The 21,134-nt window shown below is 59.1% G+C and carries 16 protein-coding genes, 1 pseudogene and 1 riboswitch; of the genes and pseudogenes, 11 read left to right on the top strand and 6 right to left on the bottom strand.

What is annotated here, in order from left to right; all coding sequences use genetic code 11:
• The first annotated feature begins 17 nt into the window (after window positions 1-17).
• The 4 genes from EQV90_RS05845 (at window position 18) to EQV90_RS05860 (ending at window position 3,875) form a co-directional block, all read left to right on the top strand.
• A complete protein-coding gene (locus EQV90_RS05845) occupies window positions 18-1,016 on the top strand; it encodes a heme utilization protein (RefSeq protein ID WP_160627576.1) in 999 nt (332 codons plus the stop codon).
• 63 nt (window positions 1,017-1,079) lie between these two features.
• A complete protein-coding gene (locus tag EQV90_RS05850; RefSeq protein WP_003445386.1) occupies window positions 1,080-1,760 on the top strand; it encodes a C39 family peptidase in 681 nt (226 codons plus the stop codon).
• 45 nt (window positions 1,761-1,805) lie between these two features.
• Window positions 1,806-2,546, top strand: coding sequence for a hypothetical protein (locus tag EQV90_RS05855; RefSeq protein ID WP_240877865.1), 741 nt, complete (start codon window positions 1,806-1,808; stop codon window positions 2,544-2,546).
• Between the two features lie 45 nt (window positions 2,547-2,591).
• A complete protein-coding gene (locus EQV90_RS05860) occupies window positions 2,592-3,875 on the top strand; it encodes a transporter (protein ID WP_160627572.1) in 1,284 nt (427 codons plus the stop codon).
• Window positions 3,876-3,947: 72 nt separating this feature from the next.
• Here EQV90_RS05860 and EQV90_RS05865 read toward each other — a convergent pair whose 3' ends face one another.
• Complete coding sequence (locus EQV90_RS05865; protein WP_240877866.1) at window positions 3,948-5,273, bottom strand: sigma-54 dependent transcriptional regulator; 1,326 nt, start codon at window positions 5,271-5,273, stop codon at window positions 3,948-3,950.
• Window positions 5,274-5,620: 347 nt separating this feature from the next.
• On the opposite strand from EQV90_RS05865, the gene EQV90_RS05870 reads away from it, so the two are divergent.
• The gene (locus EQV90_RS05870) at window positions 5,621-5,887 is read left to right on the top strand and encodes a hypothetical protein (RefSeq protein WP_003445381.1); all 267 of its coding nucleotides are present in this window, start codon (window positions 5,621-5,623) and stop codon (window positions 5,885-5,887) included.
• 62 nt (window positions 5,888-5,949) lie between these two features.
• Here EQV90_RS05870 and EQV90_RS05875 read toward each other — a convergent pair whose 3' ends face one another.
• From EQV90_RS05875 to cobW, 4 genes are all read right to left on the bottom strand, one after another.
• Complete coding sequence (locus EQV90_RS05875) at window positions 5,950-6,690, bottom strand: VWA domain-containing protein (protein WP_167542004.1); 741 nt, start codon at window positions 6,688-6,690, stop codon at window positions 5,950-5,952.
• Entirely contained in the window at window positions 6,615-7,622 is a 1,008-nt protein-coding gene (locus EQV90_RS05880) for an AAA family ATPase (RefSeq protein WP_240877867.1), read from the bottom strand. Before EQV90_RS05880 ends, EQV90_RS05875 begins: the two co-directional genes overlap by 76 nt.
• A gap of 93 nt (window positions 7,623-7,715) precedes the next feature.
• Entirely contained in the window at window positions 7,716-11,486 is a 3,771-nt protein-coding gene (gene cobN / locus EQV90_RS05885) for a cobaltochelatase subunit CobN (protein WP_203008738.1), read from the bottom strand.
• Window positions 11,487-11,489: 3 nt separating this feature from the next.
• Window positions 11,490-12,560 (bottom strand): cobalamin biosynthesis protein CobW, encoded by a 1,071-nt coding sequence (gene cobW, locus EQV90_RS05890; protein WP_003445375.1) that lies wholly within the window; start codon window positions 12,558-12,560, stop codon window positions 11,490-11,492.
• 92 nt (window positions 12,561-12,652) lie between these two features.
• A riboswitch (cobalamin riboswitch) is annotated at window positions 12,653-12,851 on the bottom strand.
• Window positions 12,852-13,035: 184 nt separating this feature from the next.
• Between cobW and EQV90_RS05895 the strand changes: the two genes are divergently transcribed.
• Window positions 13,036-14,334 (top strand): glycosyltransferase, encoded by a 1,299-nt coding sequence (locus tag EQV90_RS05895; protein WP_003445374.1) that lies wholly within the window; start codon window positions 13,036-13,038, stop codon window positions 14,332-14,334.
• Between the two features lie 516 nt (window positions 14,335-14,850).
• Here the strand turns inward: EQV90_RS05895 and cobF are convergent.
• Entirely contained in the window at window positions 14,851-15,609 is a 759-nt protein-coding gene (gene cobF, locus EQV90_RS05900; RefSeq protein WP_203008739.1) for a precorrin-6A synthase (deacetylating), read from the bottom strand.
• Window positions 15,610-15,711: 102 nt separating this feature from the next.
• On the opposite strand from cobF, the gene EQV90_RS05905 reads away from it, so the two are divergent.
• The 5 genes and pseudogenes from EQV90_RS05905 (at window position 15,712) to ugpC (ending at window position 21,121) form a co-directional block, all read left to right on the top strand.
• Complete coding sequence (locus EQV90_RS05905) at window positions 15,712-16,647, top strand: AraC family transcriptional regulator (RefSeq protein WP_050949476.1); 936 nt, start codon at window positions 15,712-15,714, stop codon at window positions 16,645-16,647.
• Window positions 16,648-16,787: 140 nt separating this feature from the next.
• Entirely contained in the window at window positions 16,788-18,098 is a 1,311-nt protein-coding gene (locus EQV90_RS05910; protein WP_240877868.1) for a sugar ABC transporter substrate-binding protein, read from the top strand.
• Window positions 18,099-18,228: 130 nt separating this feature from the next.
• Window positions 18,229-19,155 carry a sugar ABC transporter permease gene (locus tag EQV90_RS05915; RefSeq protein WP_003445367.1) on the top strand — a complete coding sequence of 309 codons (927 nt, stop codon included), beginning with the start codon at window positions 18,229-18,231 and terminating at the stop codon, window positions 19,153-19,155.
• 7 nt (window positions 19,156-19,162) lie between these two features.
• Window positions 19,163-19,995, top strand: a pseudogene (locus EQV90_RS05920) (carbohydrate ABC transporter permease).
• Between the two features lie 22 nt (window positions 19,996-20,017).
• Complete coding sequence (gene ugpC, locus EQV90_RS05925; RefSeq protein ID WP_240877869.1) at window positions 20,018-21,121, top strand: sn-glycerol-3-phosphate ABC transporter ATP-binding protein UgpC; 1,104 nt, start codon at window positions 20,018-20,020, stop codon at window positions 21,119-21,121.
• Window positions 21,122-21,134: the final 13 nt, after the last annotated feature.

A 21,134-nucleotide genomic window follows, 5' to 3' on the forward strand; every position in this document is an offset into this window, starting at 1 on the left:
AAGCACGGAGAATCACCATGAAACCTGTAATGGCTCTTAAACCGCTGGTTTTCGCTATTGCTGCACTTATGGCTGTTGCTGCCCAGGCGGGCGGAGGCGGAAATGGCAATGGCGGTGGAAACAATAACAACAATGATCAGTTGCTGACCCAGCTGCAATTAAGCGCAGGTGCAGCGGCCATGGTCCAGGATGGTCAAACCAGTGCAAACAACAAGGCACTCAACCAGGGCACACACAACCTCGCCAATGTGAACGGCTCGATCAACAACTCCAGCGGCAACATGGGCGCCAACGTCGCGGCAGGTGATGGCAACCAGCAGGATAATGCGGCGGCGCTGGCAACTGCGGATCAAAGCTTCATTTTTGGCAGTGCAGTGGCCGCGACGACGGCTGATCAGGGCAACTATGGCAACACCGTTAGAAACTACTCCGCGGTGAATGTCTCAAGCCTTAACAATTCGGCCAACAATGGCTCCGGCAATGTCGGTGTCAACGTCACCACAGGCAGTTTCAACCAGCAGAAAAACAACCTGGCAATTGCCGTTTCAGGCGGTCGGGTTGCGGTTGCGGCAGCCTCGGCAGATCAAACCTCTACCAGCCTGAATGTGTCTAACAAGGCCGTTCAGACATACGACACCAAAAACCTGACGGCCAGTATCAATCTGCACGGCGCTTATCATGGCCAGGGTCAAGGTACTGTCGGGGGCAACAGTGGCGGTGGTGGCGGTAATCACAACAGTAGTGTTCAGGGCGGTAACGGCGGTGGTAACGGGGGCGGCAACAACGGTCCACAACCGCTCAAGTTTCATGAAGAAGGCACTTTCAGCCTCAGTGGCGTGGCGACTTATCAAGTGCTGACTCCAAGCGGCTGGACCAGCCCGACAATCAACCACGCATCGATGACCAATTCGATGAACAACTTCTCGGGTAACGGTGGCGCCAACGTGTCCTCGGGTGTGGGCAACCAACAAAGCAACTCGCTGTCAATCGCAGCAGGCTGCCGCGCCTGCATGTAACCGGGGCCTTCACAAGGGCCTCGATCCCGAGGCCCTTGTTTCAATTTTCAAGGCGTATCCATCATGCGCACGACCTCTCTCTTGCTGTTGCTCTGTATGGCCGGCATCACACAGGCCGCGCAGATGCCGGTTGCGGCCATGCCCGGCGGCAATCTGGTTTTCAAGCATGTACAGAGTATTCGCGAGCGTCGCTTTGCAGACATTGTTGAGCAAAAAACCGACTTCAGTTGTGGCGCAGCAGCTCTGGCAACTGTGCTGCGGCAGGCCTACTGGATGGACGTCAATGAAGACGAAATCATTAAAGGCATGTTGATCAATGCGGATCAAAAACTGGTACGTACCCAGGGGTTCTCAATGCTCGACATGAAGCGTTATCTCGAAAGTATCGGCATGCGGGCAAGGGGTTACCGGATCCCGGCGCAAAGCCTGGAAAGCGTCAATATTCCTGTCGTCGTCCTGCTGGAAATTCGAGGTTACAAGCATTTTGTAGTCATGCAGCGTGCACAAAAAGACTGGGTGTATATCGCCGACCCGGTGCTGGGACATAAACGCTTCTCACATGAAGACTTCGCCAAAGGCTGGAATGGCATTGTATTCGCCATTATTGGCCCCGGTTACGACAAGACCAACGCTTTGCTGAGTCCCCCTGCCCCACTGACCGTCAAGAACAAGCTCGATATGTTCAGTCCGGTCAAGGATGCAGAGCTAATGGATTTCGGGTTTATCCAGAGCGACTTTTTTTAAGTGCGCCAAAGATGACTATGGAGCCGCCCGCTCCTGGAGCAGCACATGAAAACGCCCTATTGGCTGATAGCCGCCTGTCTTGCCCTCAGCCTGCCAGCCCACGCAGCCTCGATATTCAAACCTGTGGAGCTCAAAGACAATGAAATGGCTGACTTGCGCGGGCGTTTTGTCATGCCCGGCCGGATCATCAGCTTCGGGATCGTCATGAGCAGTACCTGGGTCAGCAGCAAAGGGGATGTGGTCGGTGCAACCACGTCAATGCAACTGCAAAATACGGTCAAGCCACAGTTTTATGTATCGACCTACAGCGCCGAAGGGAACGGTACGCCAGCGGCCAAGGGTACCGGCATCGTCACGGGGGGCGCAGGGCTGAGTACGGGACAGGGGGTCACACAAAGCGTAAGGGCCGCCGGCGACAATAACAGCGCCTACAACAATGTTGACATCACTATCTCCCACGCCGGTCAAGCACCGGCGGTTAATCAGCAAGGCACATTATTAACGGAAAATAATTCCGTCTCAGTCGCCAGCGGTGCAGGTAATTTGACGGTATCGGCCTCGGGGGGCGGTATTCAAATGGCAATTGAGGCCAATAATAATCAAGGCGCCTCATTGCAACAAATCGCTCAAGGTGGTGTGTTACAGAGCACAACTCTATTGGGCGCTGGTAATGCGATTACGAATATGACGCAACTTAATGTCGTCATGGGCGCTAATAGTCAGACCACCGCCGCCTCAAATTGTAATATTAATCAATTAATAGGCCTGCGCAACTTGGGATATTGAACTAGGCTCCCCCCTTACAATTAGAACCACTGGACGGCTTATTTCATGCACCGATTGTTTACCTTTCGCGCAGTTGTATGCATAAGCACTCTGTTTCCATCAGCCCTGCTTTATGCAGCCCCTGATGTTGATGTAGAGCAATTAAAACAAGAATTATTGGAGCTCCGTCAGCGTTACGATCTACAACAAAAGGCCTTGGCCGTACTCGAACAGCGTGTACGACAAGTAGAAGATCAACCGACAACACCGGTTCCTAAACGATTGGCCAAGTCGCCTGCAGACTTGACCGGCAACCAGAAAGTGGCCACGACCGGTAGCAGTGCAGCAGGCGGAAGTTCTTACGGAGAGTCACTGAAAGATGATTCCGCACCCGCCAAAAGTGTGGTCAACCTTTACGACGAAGCCAGTGGCTTTTTTGGCGGTGGCAAGTTCAGTTTTGAATCCGGACTCACTTACTCCCATTACGATACCCGGCAGTTGATTCTCAATGGTTTTTTGGCCCTGGACTCAATATTCCTGGGCAATCTCAACCTGGATCGCATCAAGGCTGACACCTGGACTCTGGACCTTACCGGTCGATACAACTTCGACAACCGCTGGCAGTTCGACATTAACGTCCCCGTGGTTTATCGCGAATCGGCTTATCAGTCAGGGGGGGCCAATGGCGGTGATGCTCAAGCGACCTCCGAGCAGACCGTCACCCGCGACCCGACCATTGGCGACGTCAACTTTGGTGTGGCCTACAAGTTCCTCGACGAGTCGGCCAACACCCCGGATGCCGTCTTTACCGTGCGGGTGAAAGCGCCCACCGGCAAAGATCCGTTCGGCATCAAACTGATCCAGTCCGGGGCCAACACCAACATTTTCACTCCGGAAGACTTGCCCACCGGCAATGGCGTGTGGTCGATCAGCCCCGGCATCTCTCTGGTCAAAACCTTCGATCCCGCCGTGCTGTTCGGAACGCTGTCTTACACCCATAACCTTGAAGGCTCATTCGACGACATCAGTTCGACAGTCGGCCTGTCTCAGCCTGGCAAGGTCAAACTGGGCGACAGCTTCCAGCTGGGTGCCGGTGTGGCATTTGCCCTGAACGAAAAAATGAGCATGTCGTTCTCCGTGTCAGACCTGATTCAGAAAAAGAGCAAGCTCAAACAGGATGGTGGTGATTGGCAAACCGTCGCCACCAGCGATGCCAACGCAGGCTACTTCAACGTCGGTATGACCATTGCTGCAACCGACAAGCTGACCATCGTGCCCAATCTGTCCATAGGCCTGACAGAGGATGCTCCTGACTTCACCTTCAGTCTGAAATTCCCGTACTACTTCTAGGCTGCCCCCGGGCCCGCACGAAAAAAGACCCGCAGCAGATACAGGCTGCGGGTCTTTTCTTTTGATACTGCCCTAGCGGATTTGATGCTTGTGCAGTAACCGGTAAAACGTAGGGCGCGACACACCCAGCACTTTGGCCGCAACACTCAAGTTATTACTGTGTCGATGCAACACATCGTGCAGCGCCTGACGTTCGGCACGGCTTTTGTAATCCTCCAGCGTGCCCGATACCTCTATCACTGGTAGATACGATTCCAGGCCCAGATCAGTGGCCTCGATCTGACGACCTTCAGCCAATACCAGACCACGTCGCACACGGTTGGCCAACTCGCGAATATTGCCGGGCCAGAAATGTATGCCCATGGCAAACAATGCATCATCACTGAAGGTACGCGGGCGACGCCCGGTCTCCAGGCTGTAGAGATGCGCAAAATGATTGGCCAGCAACGCCAGATCACCCGTACGGTCTCGTAAAGGGGCGGTGAAAACCTGTAATACGTTAAGCCTGTAGTACAGATCTTCACGAAACCGGCCGTCGACAATGGCAGTCTCAAGATCGACGTGGGTTGCCGCCAGTACCCGCACATCAACAGGAATCGCTTGGCTGCCCCCTACCCGCTCAATGTGCTTCTCCTGCAGAAAACGCAACAAGTTGGCTTGCAACTCCAGCGGCAGGTCACCGATTTCATCCAGAAACAGGGTGCCTCCATTGGCCGTTTCAATGCGCCCGATCTTGCGCTGATGCGCACCGGTAAAGGCGCCCTTCTCGTGGCCGAACAGCTCTGACTGAATCAAGTGCTCAGGGATGGCGCCACAATTTATCGCCACAAAGGGCTTGCCGTTGCGCTGGGACTCTCGATGCAGAGTACGGGCGACCAGTTCCTTTCCCGTGCCGCTTTCGCCACGGATCAATATGGGCGATTCGGTAGGTGCCAATTTGCCCAGCAGTTTTCGCAAGTCATGAATGACCCGGCTTTGGCCCAGTAACTCGTGCCCTGGATTATTGGCGTGAGTGGTGGCGTGACCACGTAAACGGGCCATACCGAATGCACGGCCAAGGGTGACCTGGACCCGCGAAACATCGAAGGGAAGCGTATGGAAGTCAAAAAACCATTCGCAAACAAAATCGCCTGCGTTTTTCAGCTTCAATACGTCAGCACTGAGTACGGCGATCCACTCGGTACCACTGCGACTGATCATGTCTTTGACGGCTTCGGGGTGCTCTAGATGAAATGGCTGGAGCCGGAACAATCCGACATCACATGAATGGCTGCTGACCGACTCAAGGCTACAGCTGTCCACTGCCCAACCAATGGTACGCAACCCCGGCAGCAGTGCGTGGCAATCGTCACAGGGATCTACAACTAAAAGGCGTCGCGGGGAGGACATCACAAGCATGACTGTTCCTTGACGCCAAAAAGCATAAATGGGATGAGAACAGGCAGGGTTTTAAGGTAGGTGTAACGTATGACAAAACTGTGCCCGCCACTTGGATCAATTCCCTATAACCCTCATCGCCAAATACGCACTTGAGCACAAAGGCGTGCGGGGCCATCGAAAACCGGCGGCAGAGGTTTTCAGGGGGTTAAAAATTGATCTGCATCAGGCTTTTAAAAATACTTTTAAAAAAGTCATGAAAGTGTGTGACCTGAGGCGGGTCTGAGGTCATCAGTACAAGTAACCAACCGAACGGTAAGCCCAGCCGACGGTTAATCACTTGATGGGCACACCAGAGAGACAACCCTATGAACGCCCCGCTCCGTTTCAACGAAGCACTTTTGATTGCCGGCCACGCCTTTGAACCTTTTCAATGTGTTGCCTGGGCTGCACAAGACGGTCATGGCGAATTGAGCCTGACGGTCATTGACCGCACCAACACCCGTATCGGTCGCAAACAAATCCCGCGCAGCGCCTGTGCCGACGCCGCCCAACTTGCAAGCCTGCTGGCACAAGCCCGTGCCGAACTGAGCAGCGAAGGCTACACCTTGCAACCCTGGGTAATGCCGGCCTGATCCCGAACCGGTAGGAGCGAGCTTGCTCGCGAGCGCTTGAAAGCTCGCGAGCAAGCTCGCTCCTACAGTTGTTTCAACTCATCGATATGTGTGTATTCAAGAGCCAGATCAACCGCCATCCGCCGTGACTTGCCAAGTCGAATCGGCCCCCGTTCCATATCGATCAACAACCCCGGACATTCAATGGCGGGCAGAGCCGGACCGTCTTTGAGACGACCGTCGGTGAGCAATAAAAAACGTTGTTGTTCTTCTGCAAACTGCTTGCGACGGGTTTTCAGCCACTGTGCAACATCCGCCAGGGCTTCCAGCAACGGCGTTCCCCCCCCCGCTCCCAGCGTCAGCAACCACTGGTTCAAGGCCGCAGATGCTTTGGCGCCGCAGACCTGCCATTGCGGCGCACTGCCACTGGCAGTCATCACCGCCACCCGCACCCGCTGCCGATAAGCATCCTCAAACACCTGGGCCAGTAACCCCTTGGCATCCCCCAGCGCCTGATGCCGACGGGTGGAAGACGAAGCATCCACCACCACCAGCCACAGCTCTTGGGCTGCACTCTGGCGGGTCTTGTAGGCCAGATCTGTACGCTGTTGCGGGCGGCCGCGCAGCAGGGTTTGCACCCAGTCCACGGTACCGCCGGCTGCACTGCGACTGGCACCCAGTTTGCCCTCACCCAGTTGGCCTGCCCGGGGTCTGGCATCCGCCCCCGCACTGGATCGGGGGCGAATGCCTAAGGCTTTTTTGGCCAGCTCGGCACTTCGCGCCGGCCACCCATGGCCTGAGGCTGCGCAGGCAATTCGCCCCATTGGCCCTGGCCGGTACTGGACGAGGCACTGCCGGATTGCGCTTGCGGTTGCGACTGTTGTGGCGTCGGCGCCTCAGCAGGCTGCTGGCGACGTCGATGGCGCAAGGCAAACTCGGCCACCGCATCAATATCCTCCAGACTGATCACCCCGGCCCCACGCCAAGCGGCATGGGCCCGCGCCGCGCGCAGCCAGACAAGATCCGCGCGCATGCCATCAACCGCCGCCGCATAACAGCGCGCGGTGATCACTGCCAGCGACTGGTCATCCAGTTCAATGCCCTGCAGCCGTTCACGAGCCTGCTGGCAACGCTCACGCAACGCATCCTGTGCAGCCGCCCACTGCTCACAAAACCCTTGGGGATCCAGGTCAAAACTCAAGCGCCGCCTAATGATTTCGCCGCGCTCGGCAGGCTGCGGCTGACTGTTCATGGCCACATTAAGGCCAAAGCGGTCAAGCAATTGCGGGCGCAACTCACCCTCTTCCGGATTCATGGTGCCAATCAAGACAAAGCGCGCAGCGTGCCGATGGGAAATACCGTCGCGTTCGACCACATTGGTGCCACTGGCAGCCACATCCAGCAGTACGTCCACCAGATGATCGGCCAGCAGGTTCACTTCATCGACATACAGCACTCCGCCATCGGCCCTGGACAGCACTCCTGGGGAGAATTGCGCCTTGCCCTGCCCCAGCGCGGCGTCCAGATCGAGCGTGCCCACCAGCCGTTCTTCGGTGGCGCCCAATGGCAAGGTGACGAACTGACCGCTTGCCAGTAAGTCGGCAAGGCCCCGGGCCAGGGTGGATTTGGCCATGCCGCGGGGGCCCTCGATCAGCACCCCGCCAATTTTCGGGTCGATAGCCGTCAAGCACAGCGCAAGCTTGAGTGAGTCCGCGCCGACCACCGCCGACAACGGGAAATGCGGGGTGTCAGTCATGTATCCAAATCCTTGCGTAAAGTCTGTAGGAGCAAGCTTGCTCGCGATGCCGGCAACGGGGGCCGTGCCAAGAGCACTGCAGTAGAGCCAAGCTCAATCTTCTTCGATATCCAGCAACAGGTTTTCCAGCGCCTCGCGGTAGTCCCCGGGCGCCTCCCACAACCCGCGCTGCTGGGCTTCGAGCAGGCGCTCGGTCATATCGCGCAAGGCATGGGGGTTGTGCTGCTGAACAAATTCACGGGTATCCGGGTCGAGCAAATAGGCATCTGCCAGCAACGCGTACTGATGGTCATCGATAAGATGTGTGGTCGCGTCAAAGGCAAACAGGTTATCCAGGGTCGCGGCCATTTCGAACGCGCCTTTATAGCCATGACGCTTGACCCCGTCGATCCACTTCGGATTGGCGGCACGGGATCGGATCACCCTGTTCAGCTCTTCCTTGAGGGTGCGGATTTTCGGCAGGTCCGGCTGACTGTGGTCGCCGTGATAACTGGCGGCTTTTTCACCGCTCAAGGTCTCCACCGCCGCGAGCATGCCGCCCTGGAACTGGTAGTAGTCGTTGGAGTCGAGCACATCGTGCTCACGGTTGTCCTGGTTTTGTACCACTGCCTGCACCTGACTCAAGCGCCGGGCGAACTGGTCACGGGCACCGGTGCCTTCATCACCGGCACCATAGGCGTAACCGCCCCAGTTCAGATACACCTGCGCCAAATCATCGCGGCTCTGCCACAAACGACCGTCAATGGCGTTTTGCACACCGGCGCCATAGGCCCCGGGCTTGGCGCCGAATATGCGCCAGCCTGCTTGCCGCGCCGCCAGCTCGGGTGCCAGCCCTTGCTGCACCAGTTGCTCACGTTCACTGCGGACTTTGGCAGCCAGCGGGTTCAGATCATCCGGCTCGTCCAGTGCGGCCACGGCTTGCACCGCCGCATCGAACAGGCGGATCAGATTGGCAAAGGCATCGCGGAAGAAGCCCGACACACGCAAGGTCACGTCGACCCGCGGCCGGTCCAGCAAGCTGACCGGCAGGATTTCGAAATCATCCACCCGCTGACTGCCGGTGGCCCACACCGGGCGCACGCCCATCAGGGCCATGGCCTGGGCGATATCATCACCGCCGGTACGCATGGTTGCGGTGCCCCACACGGACAGGCCCAACTGGCGCAAGTGATCGCCGTGGTCCTGCAAGTGACGCTCCAGAATCAGATTGGCCGACTGAAAACCTATGCGCCAGGCGGTGGTGGTTGGCAGGTTGCGCACATCCACTGAAAAGAAATTACGCCCGGTGGGCAATACATCCAGCCGTCCGCGACTCGGCGCACCACTGGGCCCCGCCGGCACAAAGCGGCCATGCAGGGCATCCAGCAAGCCTTGCATCTCGGCCGGGCCGCAAGCATCCAGACGCGGCGCCACGATCTCCAGCAAGGCCTGGAAAATCCCCCGCACTTCCAGCCATTGCGGGGTTTCGGGCAATTGCAGAGTGCCGGCCAATGCCTGTTCAATCAGCTGCCCGGCATACAGTTCCAGACGCTCGCGGGTATCCCCGGCAGTGCGCCACAGCGCATCACTGACCGCCACCAGCGCCGCCGGCTGGCGTGCTGTCCAGGGTTCGGCCAGCGCACAGTCCAGCGGATCAAACGCCAGTTCAAAGGCTTTGGCCAACGCCCGCAGCACACTGGATTGCGCCCCGCGGCCATCGCCACGGGGGATGCGCAACAGCGCCAGCAGCGTGTCGATACGTAAACGCCCGGCCGGCGATTCGCCGAATATATGCAAGCCGTCGCGGATCTGTGACTCCTTCAGGTCGCACAGATAGGTATCCAGCCGTGGCAACCAGATCGCGGCATCGGCATCACTGTCGAGTTTCTCGTCCAGCTGCAACTCGCGGTCGATACGGGTTTCGCGCACCAGCTTGAGGATGTCACGCTGCAATTCACGGGCCCGGCGCGGATCAAGCAGCTGCGCTTCGTAGTATTCGTCGGCCAGCAGTTCCAGGTCGCGCAACGGACCATAGGTTTCAGCCCGGGTCAGCGGTGGCATCAAGTGATCGATGATCACCGCCTGGGTCCGGCGCTTGGCCTGGGCGCCTTCCCCGGGATCATTGACGATAAACGGATAGACGTTGGGCATGGGGCCGAGAATTGCGTCCGGCCAGCACTGTTCCGACAGCCCGACGCCTTTGCCCGGTAGCCACTCCAGGTTGCCATGCTTGCCCACATGGACCACGGCATGGGCGCCGTAGGTGTTACGCAACCAGAAGTAGAACGCCAGATAGCCATGGGGCGGCACCAGATCGGGGTCGTGATACACCGCGCTGGCATCCACCTGATAGCCCCGGGCCGGTTGAATCCCGACAAACGTCAGGCCAAAACGCAGCCCCGCGACCATCAGCCGTCCGCTACGGAACATTGGATCGGTCTGCGGCATGCCCCAGCGCTCAATCACTGCCTGGCGATTGGCCTCGGGCAAGCGATTGAACATGGTCCAGTACTCTTCCAGAGCCAGGCTTTGCATGCAGGGCCGCAGGTCCAGGCTGTCGGGATCATTACTGACCCCGCCGAGCAGCTCCTGAATCAGCGCAGTGCCAGTCTCGGGCAACCGGCAATCCAGCGGATACCCCTCGAGCTGCAAAGCCCGCAGGATATTCAGCGCGGCGGCCGGTGTGTCCAGCCCCACGCCATTGCCGATGCGACCGTCGCGGGTCGGGTAGTTGGCCAGAATCAGCGCAATGCGCTTTTGCGGGTTCGGCACCCGTGCCAATTCGACCCAGCGCCGCGCCAGCTCCGCGACAAAGTCCATGCGTTCCGGTTGCGCGCGATAACACACCACATCCGACTGGCTGCGCTCACTGCGCCAGGCCAGGTCTTTAAAACTGATCGGGCGACTGATGATTCGCCCGTCCAGTTCCGGCAAGGCAATGTGCATCGCCAGGTCTCGCGGGCCAAGGCCTTGTTCGCTGTCGCGCCAGCCGGGCTCGTTGTCCTGGGCGCAGATGGCCTGAATTACCGGGATATTGCGCCGAAACGGCCGCAGGTGCGGGGCTTCGGGGCTCGACTGAGCGAAACCGGTGGTATTGAGAATGACTGCGGCCTGAACCTCATCCAGCCAGTCCTCCACCATTGCCAGGCAACCCGGCTCCTTGAGACTGGCCACGGCAACCGGCAAGGGATTGAGACCTGCGGCCTGCATGCGCTGGCAGAACACATCGACAAACGCGGTATTGGCCGCCTGCAAATGCGAGCGATAGAACAGCAGCGCCGCCACCGGATACCCGGGTTGCCAGTCAGCCTGCCAGTGACTGAGTTGCGGGCTGGAATGCGCCGGATGATAAATCGCGGTACGGGGCAAGGTTTGCGGCTCGTCCCACCCATAGTCGCGGCCCAGCCACTGGGTGGCCAGGCAACGATAGAGTTGCAAGGCATTGTGCAACCCGCCCTGGCGCAGAAAATGCCACAGACGCTCACCCTCGCCGGCCGCCACCGTGCTCAGTGCGCTGAGCTCCGGGTCGGGACGGTCATCGCCCGGCACCAGAATCAGGGTGACGCCACGTTCGGCCAGCTGCATCAAGCGCTCGATGCCGTAGCGCCAGTAACCTATGCCGCCGTGCAATGACAGCAGGATCACTTTGGCGTGTTGCAGCACCTGATCGAAATACAGGTCGACCGAGCCGTGGTTCTGTACCTGCATCGGGTTTGCCAGACGCAGGCCAGGATAATTTTCAGGCAACTGCTGCGCGGCTTGCGCCAGCAGTGCCAGGCTTGAATCACCGCTGCACAGGATCACCAGCTCGGCGGGGGTCTGTCCGAGGTCGGCAATGTTGTCGTCCGATACAAAGCCACCAGGCTGGGTCCTGAGCAAATGCATGGTTTAAGCGCTCAACGCTGTGCGCAGGGTGGACTCGAGCAGTGCCGCGTCCAGATCCTGACCGATCAGCACGAGCCGGGTGCTGCGCGCTTCATCGCGGCCCCAGGCACGGTCGAAGTGCTTGTCAAAGCGGGTACCCACGCCCTGGATCAACAAGCGCATCGGCTTACCCGGGATGGCGGCAAAGCCTTTGACCCGCAGAATGCCGTGCTGGACCACCAGTTGCGTCAGGGCTTGCATCAATACGCTTTCTTCGCCTTCAGGCAGCTCGATGGAAATGGAATCGAAGGCATCGTGGTCATGATCGTCGTGGTCATCATCACCGTCGTGGTGGTGATCGTGGTGGCTGTGGCGGTCATCGATATGATCCTCGGAGCCGGCACCCAGCCCCAACAGCACATCCAGAGGCAAGCGGCCGCTGCTGGCCTCGATCACCTTCACCGCAGGTGGCAGCTCTTCGGCGACTTCGGCGCGCACCCGGGCCAGATCTTCAGGGCTGATCAGGTCGGCTTTATTGAGGATCACCAGATCGGCGCTGGCCAGCTGATCAGCAAACAGCTCGTGCAGCGGCGACTCGTGGTCCAGATTCGGGTCGAGTTTGCGCTGGGCGTCGACCTGATCCGGGAACGCGGCAAAAGTACCGGCAGCCACAGCCGGGCTGTCGACGACGGTAATAACCGCGTCAACTGTGCAGGCGCTGCGGATTTCCGGCCACTGGAAGGCTTGCACCAGAGGTTTGGGCAGGGCCAGGCCCGAGGTTTCGATCAGGATATGGTCGATATCGCCGCGACGGGCCACCAGTTCGCGCATCACCGGGAAGAACTCTTCCTGCACGGTGCAGCACAGGCAACCATTGGCCAGTTCATAAACGCGGCCGTTGGCTTCTTCTTCGGTGCAGCCGATGGTGCACTGCTTGAGGATTTCACCGTCGATACCCAGCTCACCGAACTCATTGACGATCACCGCAATACGGCGGCCCTGGGCGTTATCCAGCATGTGCCGCAGCAGTGTGGTTTTGCCCGAACCGAGAAAGCCGGTAACGATAGTGACAGGGATTTTGGCCAGTGTTTTCATCGGATGCCCTTTGGCAAGCGGCGGGCATACGGGACGACGACCGCAGGCTGTGCGCGGTCAGTCTTCGCCACCGGATCACCCCGCCCGGTTGAAGTAAGAATCTGTGACGAGGCAGGTCTCCTGGCTTACGGCGGGGTATCAGCCGGGGCTGACACCGACCTTGCGCCTTCCCGCTTGTTCAGCAGTGGCATTGCAAGGTCATCGACCGTTTACAGTTGCGGGGGCAGCCGCGGCATACCGCGTTCCCTTCTTAGCTTCGCGTGGCGAAGAACCTCGAACGTGCAAGGCTACGCAGTGCTTTGTAACAGGTCAATGTCATCCTGTGGCGGCTGGCTTGCCAGCGATGGATTCAACCCGGCTTGCAGGACCGATCATGGCGACCTCATCGCTGGCAAGCCAGCTCCCACACATGATCAATGCAGTGTTGTGTTCTAATTGCCGCCTTTTTTCAGCCTCAGGCTTCAAGGAACCGCCCATGTCGTCCCCTCGCCCAACCCACGTCCTGATCATTGGCTACGTGTGGCCCGAGCCTCGCTCTTCTGCGGCGGGCGGGCACATGATGCAAATCATCGACAGTTTCTTGCAGCACGGCTGGCAGATCACCTTCAGTAGCCCGGCCGGGGTTGGCGAGCACAAGGCCGACCTGGCAGCGCTGGGCATCGATGAAGTGGGGATCGAGCTCAATAACAGCAGCTTCGACACCTTTATCAGTGAACTGGCCCCGGACATCGTCCTGTTCGACCGTTTCATGATGGAGGAGCAATTCGGCTGGCGCGTTGAGAAGCACTGCCCGAATGCCTTGCGTGTCCTGGAAACCTCCGACTTGCAAAGCCTGCGCGACGCCCGTCACCTGCAACTCAAGGCGCGGCTCAAGCACAACCCGGAGCAGGATGACTTCAGCAGCCTGTTCGCCCCGGGGCAACGCACCACCTTTGAACACATGGCCGATGCCGACCTTGCGCAACGGGAAATCGCCGCGATCTACCGTAGCGACCTGAACCTGATGATTTCCGAATATGAAATCGATCTTCTGGTGGAGCAGTTTCAGGTTCCCGAGGCACTGTTGCACTGGTGTCCGCTGATGGTTGACAGCGTCCCTGAGCAATTCGTGCCTTACGAGCAGCGCCAGCATTTCTTGAGCATCGGCAACTTCCGCCATGGGCCGAACTGGGACGCCGTGTTATGGATGAAAACCCATATCTGGCCGCTGATCCGCCAGCAACTGCCCGACGCCCAACTGCATGTCTACGGTGCCTACACGCCGCCCAAAGCCACGGCCCTGCATAACCCGGCCCAGGGTTTTCATGTACTCAACTGGGCCGAGGATGCCCTGGCCGTGATGAGCAACGCACGGATCTGCCTGGCCCCTTTACGCTTTGGCGCCGGCATCAAAGGCAAAATCGCCGACGCCATGCTTTGCGGCACCCCTAATGTCACGACTCCGGTGGGTGCGGAAGGCATGCACGGTGACATGCCGTGGGCCGGTGCCGTAGAACAGAGTGCCAGCGCCATTGCGCAGGCGGCCGTCGAGCTGTACCGCAACCCCCAGGCGTGGCAGCAGGCGCAACACAACGGCCAGGCGTTACTGCAGGCGCGGTACCTCAAAGCCAGCCATGGCCCGGCGCTGGTGCAACGCATCGAAGCCTGCCGCGCGGAGCTTGAACAGCACCGGCGCAACAACTTCACCGGGGCCATGTTGCGTCATCACCAGCACAAGAGCACCCAATACATGTCGCAGTGGATCGAAGCCAAGAACCGTAGCCACTCCCTGTAGGAGCGAGCTTGCCTCGCGATGGCAGCACCCGGCCACCACCAGGTTGCCTCCATCGCTGGCAAGCCAGCTCCCACAGGTCACTCCCACAGATCACCCCGGTCGCCTGTAGGAGCGAGCTTGCCTCGCGATGGCATTACCCGGCCACCACCCGGTTTGCCTCCATCGCTGGCAAGCCAGCTCCCACAGGTCACCCCCACAGGTCACCCCGGTCGCCTGTAGGAGCGAGCTTGCCTCGCGATGGCATTACCCGGCCACCACCCGGTTTGCCTCCATCGCTGGCAAGCCAGCTCCCACAGGTCACCCCCACAGATCACCCCGGTCGCCTGCAGGAGCGAGCTTGCCTCGCGATGGCAGCACCCCGTCCACCACCCGGTTGCCTCCATCGCTGGCAAGCCAGCTCCCACAGTACACCAGCCTCCATCCCGGTCGCCTCCATCGCTGGCAAGCCAGCTCCCACAGGTCACTCCCACAGATCACCCCGGTCGCCTGTAGGAGCGAGCTTGCCTCGCGATGGGGTCAGTCCGATTTCGCTGACCGGCGCAGCAAATACGTGTCCATGATCCAGCCCTTGCGCAATCTGGCCGCCTCGCGGGCATGCCTGATCTGCTGGCTGACATCCGCCAGCTTGCCGGCAATCAGGATCTCGTCCGCTGTGCCGATATAGGCGCCCCAGTAAATATCCAGGTCTTCATGGACAAAAGCCTGGAACGCGCAGTGGGCATCGAGCATCACCACCACATTGTCCAGGTCTTCGGCCACCAGTCGCCGCCCCGTGGTGATACGGATCGGCTGACCGATGTCATTGAGTGCCACCCGATGCCGGGCCGCCAGGGCCTGCACGCTGCTGATACCGGGGATCACCTCATAGTCGAACCCGCTGCAACCATTGGCCCGCACCCGCTGCAGAATGCGCAAGGTGCTGTCATACAAAGCCGGCTCGCCCCAGAGCAGAAATGCCCCGCACTCACCCTCCCCCAGCTCGTCCTCGATCAGCCGCGCAAACACCTCGGCCCGCAGCTCATGCCAGTCCTCAACCCCCTGTCTATAGGACGGGGTAGCACTGTCACGCTGCGGATCACTGACCTGAACCACCCGATAACCCGGCTCACGGATGTAACGCTCGCAGATTTCCAGCCGCAGCCGCACCAGGTCGTCAGTGGTTTTGCCCTTGTCCAGCACAAAGAACACCGAGGTGCGGTTCAGTGCCTCAATTGCCTGCACGGTGATCTGCTGCGGATTGCCCGAGCCCATGCCAATCAATAACAGTGTTTTCATAGTGTCTATCCTTGAACAGGCAGGAAATTGAGCCGTGGCTGGCAGGAATTTTCAAAAGACAGCATGATCAGCCCCATAACAAGACCACCAACGGCCAAGCCCATGACTCGTCTCGCCCGAGCTACAGACCCTTCATACGAATTGATGGATGACCATAATGGCCTGTCGATCATTTATCGCCAGCATGGCTTCCCTTGCCCGCTGGTACGCTGGCATTTCCACAAGGAATACGAGCTGCACCTGATTGTGGCCAGCAGCGGCAAAGTGTTCGTAGGCGACTATATCGGTAACTTCTACCCCGAGACGCTGTTCCTCACCGGCCCCAACCTGCCCCACAACTGGATCAGCCAGGTGGCCGCAGATGAAGTGGTGCCCAAGCGCGACATGCTGGTCAATTTTACCGATGAGCTGCTGGGCAGCGCCGCCTCGGTGTTTACCGAGCTCAAAGGTCTCACGCCGATGCTGGAGCGGGCCCAGTACGGCATCGAGTTTCACTGCAAGCCCACCATCCGCAAAGCCATGGCCTTGATGCAGACCATTGCCAATGCCACCGGAGTGACCCGCCTCGGGCACTTTCTGATCCTGATGGAGCTGCTGGCCGACTGCGACAACTATCAACTGCTGTCCGGCGTCACCTCAGGCAACCTGGCCGACGAGCACACCATAGAGCGGACCAACCGCGCTGTGGATTACATCTTCAGTCACTATGCCCGGGAGCTGACCCTCGAAGAAGTCGCCGACTACATGGGCATGAAACCTACCTACTTTTCCCGGGTATTCAAGCAAGCCACGGGGCGCTGCTTTATCGAATTCGTCAATCGCCTGCGCATCAGCAAGTCCTGCGAATTACTCGCCGATGGCCGCAAAGCGGTAACGGACGTGTGCTTCGAGTCGGGTTTCAGCAATATTTCCAACTTCAACCGGCGCTTTCAGCAACTTAAAGGCATGACCCCGTCACACTACCGCCGTCTGGCCGTACAGCGTTTGACCGAGCAAAACCTGCCGGTGCTGAGCGAACGTCTGCGCAGTGCAAAATAGTATCGGTTGCAGTGCTACCAGTGATTTGTCACGCCGGTGATTGAGGGCTGTAATCGGCCCTATGCGCTCGTGTCAGCGGGCAGCCATAAAAACAATAACCGTCCTTCAAGGCCGCCTTGGCCGAAGAAGTGGAGTGCTCAATGAATATTCCTGTCAAAGCGTTATGTGTAGCCATGTGCATGACCCTCAGCGGTATCAGCCTGGGCGCACAAACGCTGACCATTGCGACGGTCAACAACAGCGACATGATCCGCATGCAGAAGCTCGCCAAAACCTTCGAGAGCGAACACCCGGATATCAAGCTGAACTGGGTGGTGCTGGAAGAAAACGTACTGCGCCAACGCCTCACCACAGACATTGCCACCCAGGGCGGCCAGTTCGATGTACTGACCATCGGCATGTACGAAGCTGCACTCTGGGGAGCCAAGGGCTGGCTGGAACCGATGAACGACCTGCCTGCGTCCTACGCCATTGAATATGTATTTCCCTCGGTACGCGATGGCTTGTCAGTCAAGGGCACGCTTTACGCCCTGCCGTTTTATGCCGAAAGCTCGATGACCTACTACCGCACCGACCTATTCAAGGAGGCCGGGCTGACCATGCCCGAGCACCCGACCTGGGAGCAGATTGCAGAATTCGCCAAAACCCTGAACAAACCCGAAAAAGAGCAATACGGGATTTGCCTGCGGGGCAAAGCGGGCTGGGGTGAAAACATGGCGCTGATCAGCACGGTCGCCAATGCCTACGGTGCGCGCTGGTTCGATGAGAAGTGGCAGCCTGAATTTACCGGCCCCGAGTGGAAGAACGCCCTCAATTTTTACGTCAACACCATGAAAGCCTCGGGCCCTCCGGGTGCCACCAGCAATGGTTTCAACGAAAACCTGGCGCTGTTCAACAGCGGCAAATGCGCGATCTGGGTCGATGCCAGCGTCGCCGGTTCATTCGTTACCGACCCGACCCAGAGCAAAGTGGCCGACAAGGTCGGTTTCACCTTCGCCCCCCATGCAGTGACCGACAAAGGCAGCGCCTGGTTGTATTCCTGGGCGCTGGCCATCCCCACCACCTCCAAGGCCAAGGACGCCGCCAAAACCTTCAGCACCTGGGCCACGTCCAGGGAGTACGGGGCACTGGTGGCCGAGAAAGACGGCATTGCCAATGTGCCGCCGGGGACCCGCGCCTCGACCTACAGTGACGCCTACCTCAAGGCCGCACCCTTTGCCAAAGTGACCCTGGAATCGCTCAAGGCCGCCAAGCCCAATGACCCTACCCTCAAACCTGTGCCTTACGTCGGCATACAGCTGGTCACCATCCCGGAGTTTCAGGCCGTGGGTACCCAGGTCGGCAAGTTGTTCTCCGCCGCGCTGATTGGCCAGATGACGGTTGACCAGGCCCTGGCCGCAGCACAACAGACCACCGAGCGCGAAATGAAACGCGCGGGTTACCCAAAATAAAGGCGGGATAGCCTCCCGAATTTGTGGGAGCTGGCTTGCCAGCGATGCTAACAACCCGATCTGACTTTCAGATTGAGTAGATGCCATCGCAGGCAAGCCAGCGCCCACAAAAGCACAGGTGCCATTCACCATGACCACTTCGACTGTTACCCCGGCGATTGACGCCCCGTTGCCGGTGCGTAAATCACGGCTGTTCAACCCCGGCTGGTTCCTGGTCACGCCTTCGGTGGCGCTATTGCTGCTGTGGATGATCGTACCGCTGGGCATGACCCTGTACTTTTCGCTGATTCGCTACAACCTGCTGTACCCGGGCGAAAACCAGTTTGTAGGGCTGGAAAACTTCACCTACTTCCTGACCGACTCGGGGTTCTTGCCCGGCGCCACCAATACCTTGCTGCTGGTGGGCAGTGTATTGCTGATCAGTGTGGTCCTCGGGGTGTTGATCAGCGCCCTGTTGGAGGCCAGTGAGTTCATGGGCCGCGGCATCGTGCGGGTGTTGCTGATTTCGCCGTTTTTCATCATGCCCACCGTGGGCGCGCTGATCTGGAAAAACCTGATCTTTCACCCGGTGTCCGGCGTGCTCGCCGCGGTCTGGAAATTGTTTGGCGCCCAGCCGGTTGACTGGCTGGCGCACTACCCGCTGCTGTCGATCATCATCATTGTGTCGTGGCAATGGCTGCCCTTCGCCATTCTGATCCTGATGACCGCCATGCAGTCCCTCGACCAGGATCAAAAAGAAGCCGCTCGCCTGGATGGCGCCGGCCCCATCGCGATTTTCTGGCACCTGACCCTGCCACACCTGGCGCGCCCCATCGCCGTGGTGGTGATGATCGAAACCATCTTTTTACTTTCGGTGTTTGCCGAAATCTTCACCACCACCAATGGCGGCCCCGGCTACGCGTCGACCAACCTGGCCTACCTGATCTACAACCAGGCGCTGGTGCAGTTCGATGTGGGCATGGCCTCGGCCGGTGGTCTTATCGCGGTCGTGATTGCCAACATCGCAGCCATCATCCTGGTGCGCATGCTGGGTAAAAACCTGACTGACAAGCCGTGAGGGCCAAGTGATGACACTGCAACAATCGCGTCGACTGCAAAGCCTGCTGCTGGGCACCCTGGCCTGGGCCATCGCCATCCTGATTTCTTCCCGATCTTCTGGATGGTGCTTACCAGCTTCAAAACCGAGATCGACGCATTCGCCACGCCGCCGCAGTTCATTTTCACTCCGACCCTGGAGAACTACGTGCACATCGAAGAACGCAGCGGGTATTTCCACTTCGCCTGGAACTCGGTGGTGATCTCGTTCACCGCTACTGCCCTGAGCATGTTGATTGCCATCCCGGCCGCGTACTCCATGGCCTTTTACGAGACCAAACGGACCAAAGGCACGTTGCTGTGGATGCTCTCCACCAAAATGCTGCCGCCGGTGGGGGTGCTGATGCCGATTTACCTGCTGGCCAAATCCTTCGGCCTGCTGGATACCCGGACCGCGCTGATCATCATCTACACCCTGATCAATCTGCCGATCGTGGTCTGGATGATTTACACCTACTTCAAGGACATCCCCAAGGACATCCTGGAAGCGGCCCGCCTTGATGGCGCCACTCTGTGGCAGGAAATGCTTCGCGTACTGCTGCCCATCAGCAAGGGCGGGCTGGCCTCGACCCTGCTGCTGTCGCTGATCCTGTGCTGGAACGAGGCCTTCTGGTCACTCAACCTGACGTCATCCAGCGCCGCGCCACTGACCGCGCTGATCGCTTCCTACTCCAGCCCCGAAGGCTTGTTCTGGGCCAAATTGTCTGCCGTTTCGACCCTGGCCTGTGCCCCTATCCTGATTTTTGGCTGGATCAGCCAGAAACAGCTGGTTCGCGGCTTGTCCTTTGGCGCAGTCAAATAAAAATCACCTTTGGAGGCCCATCATGGCCAACCTGAAAATCAAGAATTTGCAAAAAGGCTTTGAAGGTTTCTCGATCATCAAGGGCATCGACCTTGAAGTGAACGACCGTGAGTTCGTGGTCTTCGTCGGCCCGTCGGGGTGCGGCAAGTCCACTCTGCTGCGCCTGATTGCCGGGCTCGAAGAAGTGACTGACGGTACCATCGAGCTGGACGGACGCGACATCACCGAAGTCAGCCCGGCCAAGCGTGATCTGGCGATGGTGTTCCAGACTTACGCCCTGTACCCGCACATGACCGTGCGTAAAAACATGTCGTTCGCCCTCGACCTGGCCGGTGTGGCCAAAGCCGAAGTCGAAAAAAAGGTCAACGAAGCGGCGCGTATTCTCGAGCTTGCGCCTTTGCTCGAGCGCAAGCCCAAGCACCTGTCCGGCGGGCAACGCCAGCGGGTGGCAATCGGCCGGGCAATCGTGCGCAACCCGAAGATTTTCCTGTTTGACGAACCGCTGTCCAACCTCGATGCCGCCCTGCGGGTACAGATGCGCCTGGAACTGGCGCGTCTGCATCAGGAACTGCAGGCGACCATGATTTACGTGACCCACGATCAGGTCGAGGCCATGACCCTCGCCGACAAGGTGGTGGAACTCAACGCCGGCAAGGTCGAGCAGGTCGGCTCGCCGCTGGATCTGTACCACCAGCCGGTCAACCTGTTTGTCGCCGGTTTTCTCGGCACCCCGAAAATGGGCTTCCTCAAAGGCAAGGTCAGCCGGGTCGATGGCCAAAGCTGCGAAGTTGAACTGGACGCCGGTACCCGTATCCAGTTGCCCCTGAGCGGCGCGTCATTGAGCATTGGCGGCGAGGTTACCCTGGGGATCCGCCCGGAACACCTGAACCTGGCCAGACCCGGTGATTGCACCCTGACCGTCACCGCCGATGTCGGCGAGCGCCTGGGCAGCGATACCTATTGCCATGTGATTACTGCCTGCGGCGAACCGCTGACCATGCGCATTCGCGGGGACATGGCGAGCCAGTACGGCGAGCAGTTGCACTTGCACCTGGACAGTGAACATTGCCACCTATTCGACGCACAGGGGCTGGCGATCACCCGCCCGCTGCGCGCTGCTGCCTAACGTTTTTTGAGAT

Origin of the sequence: Pseudomonas sp. TMW22089 (assembly GCF_022496645.1) — a bacterium.
Classification (GTDB): Bacteria; Pseudomonadota; Gammaproteobacteria; order Pseudomonadales; family Pseudomonadaceae; genus Aquipseudomonas; species Aquipseudomonas paraversuta.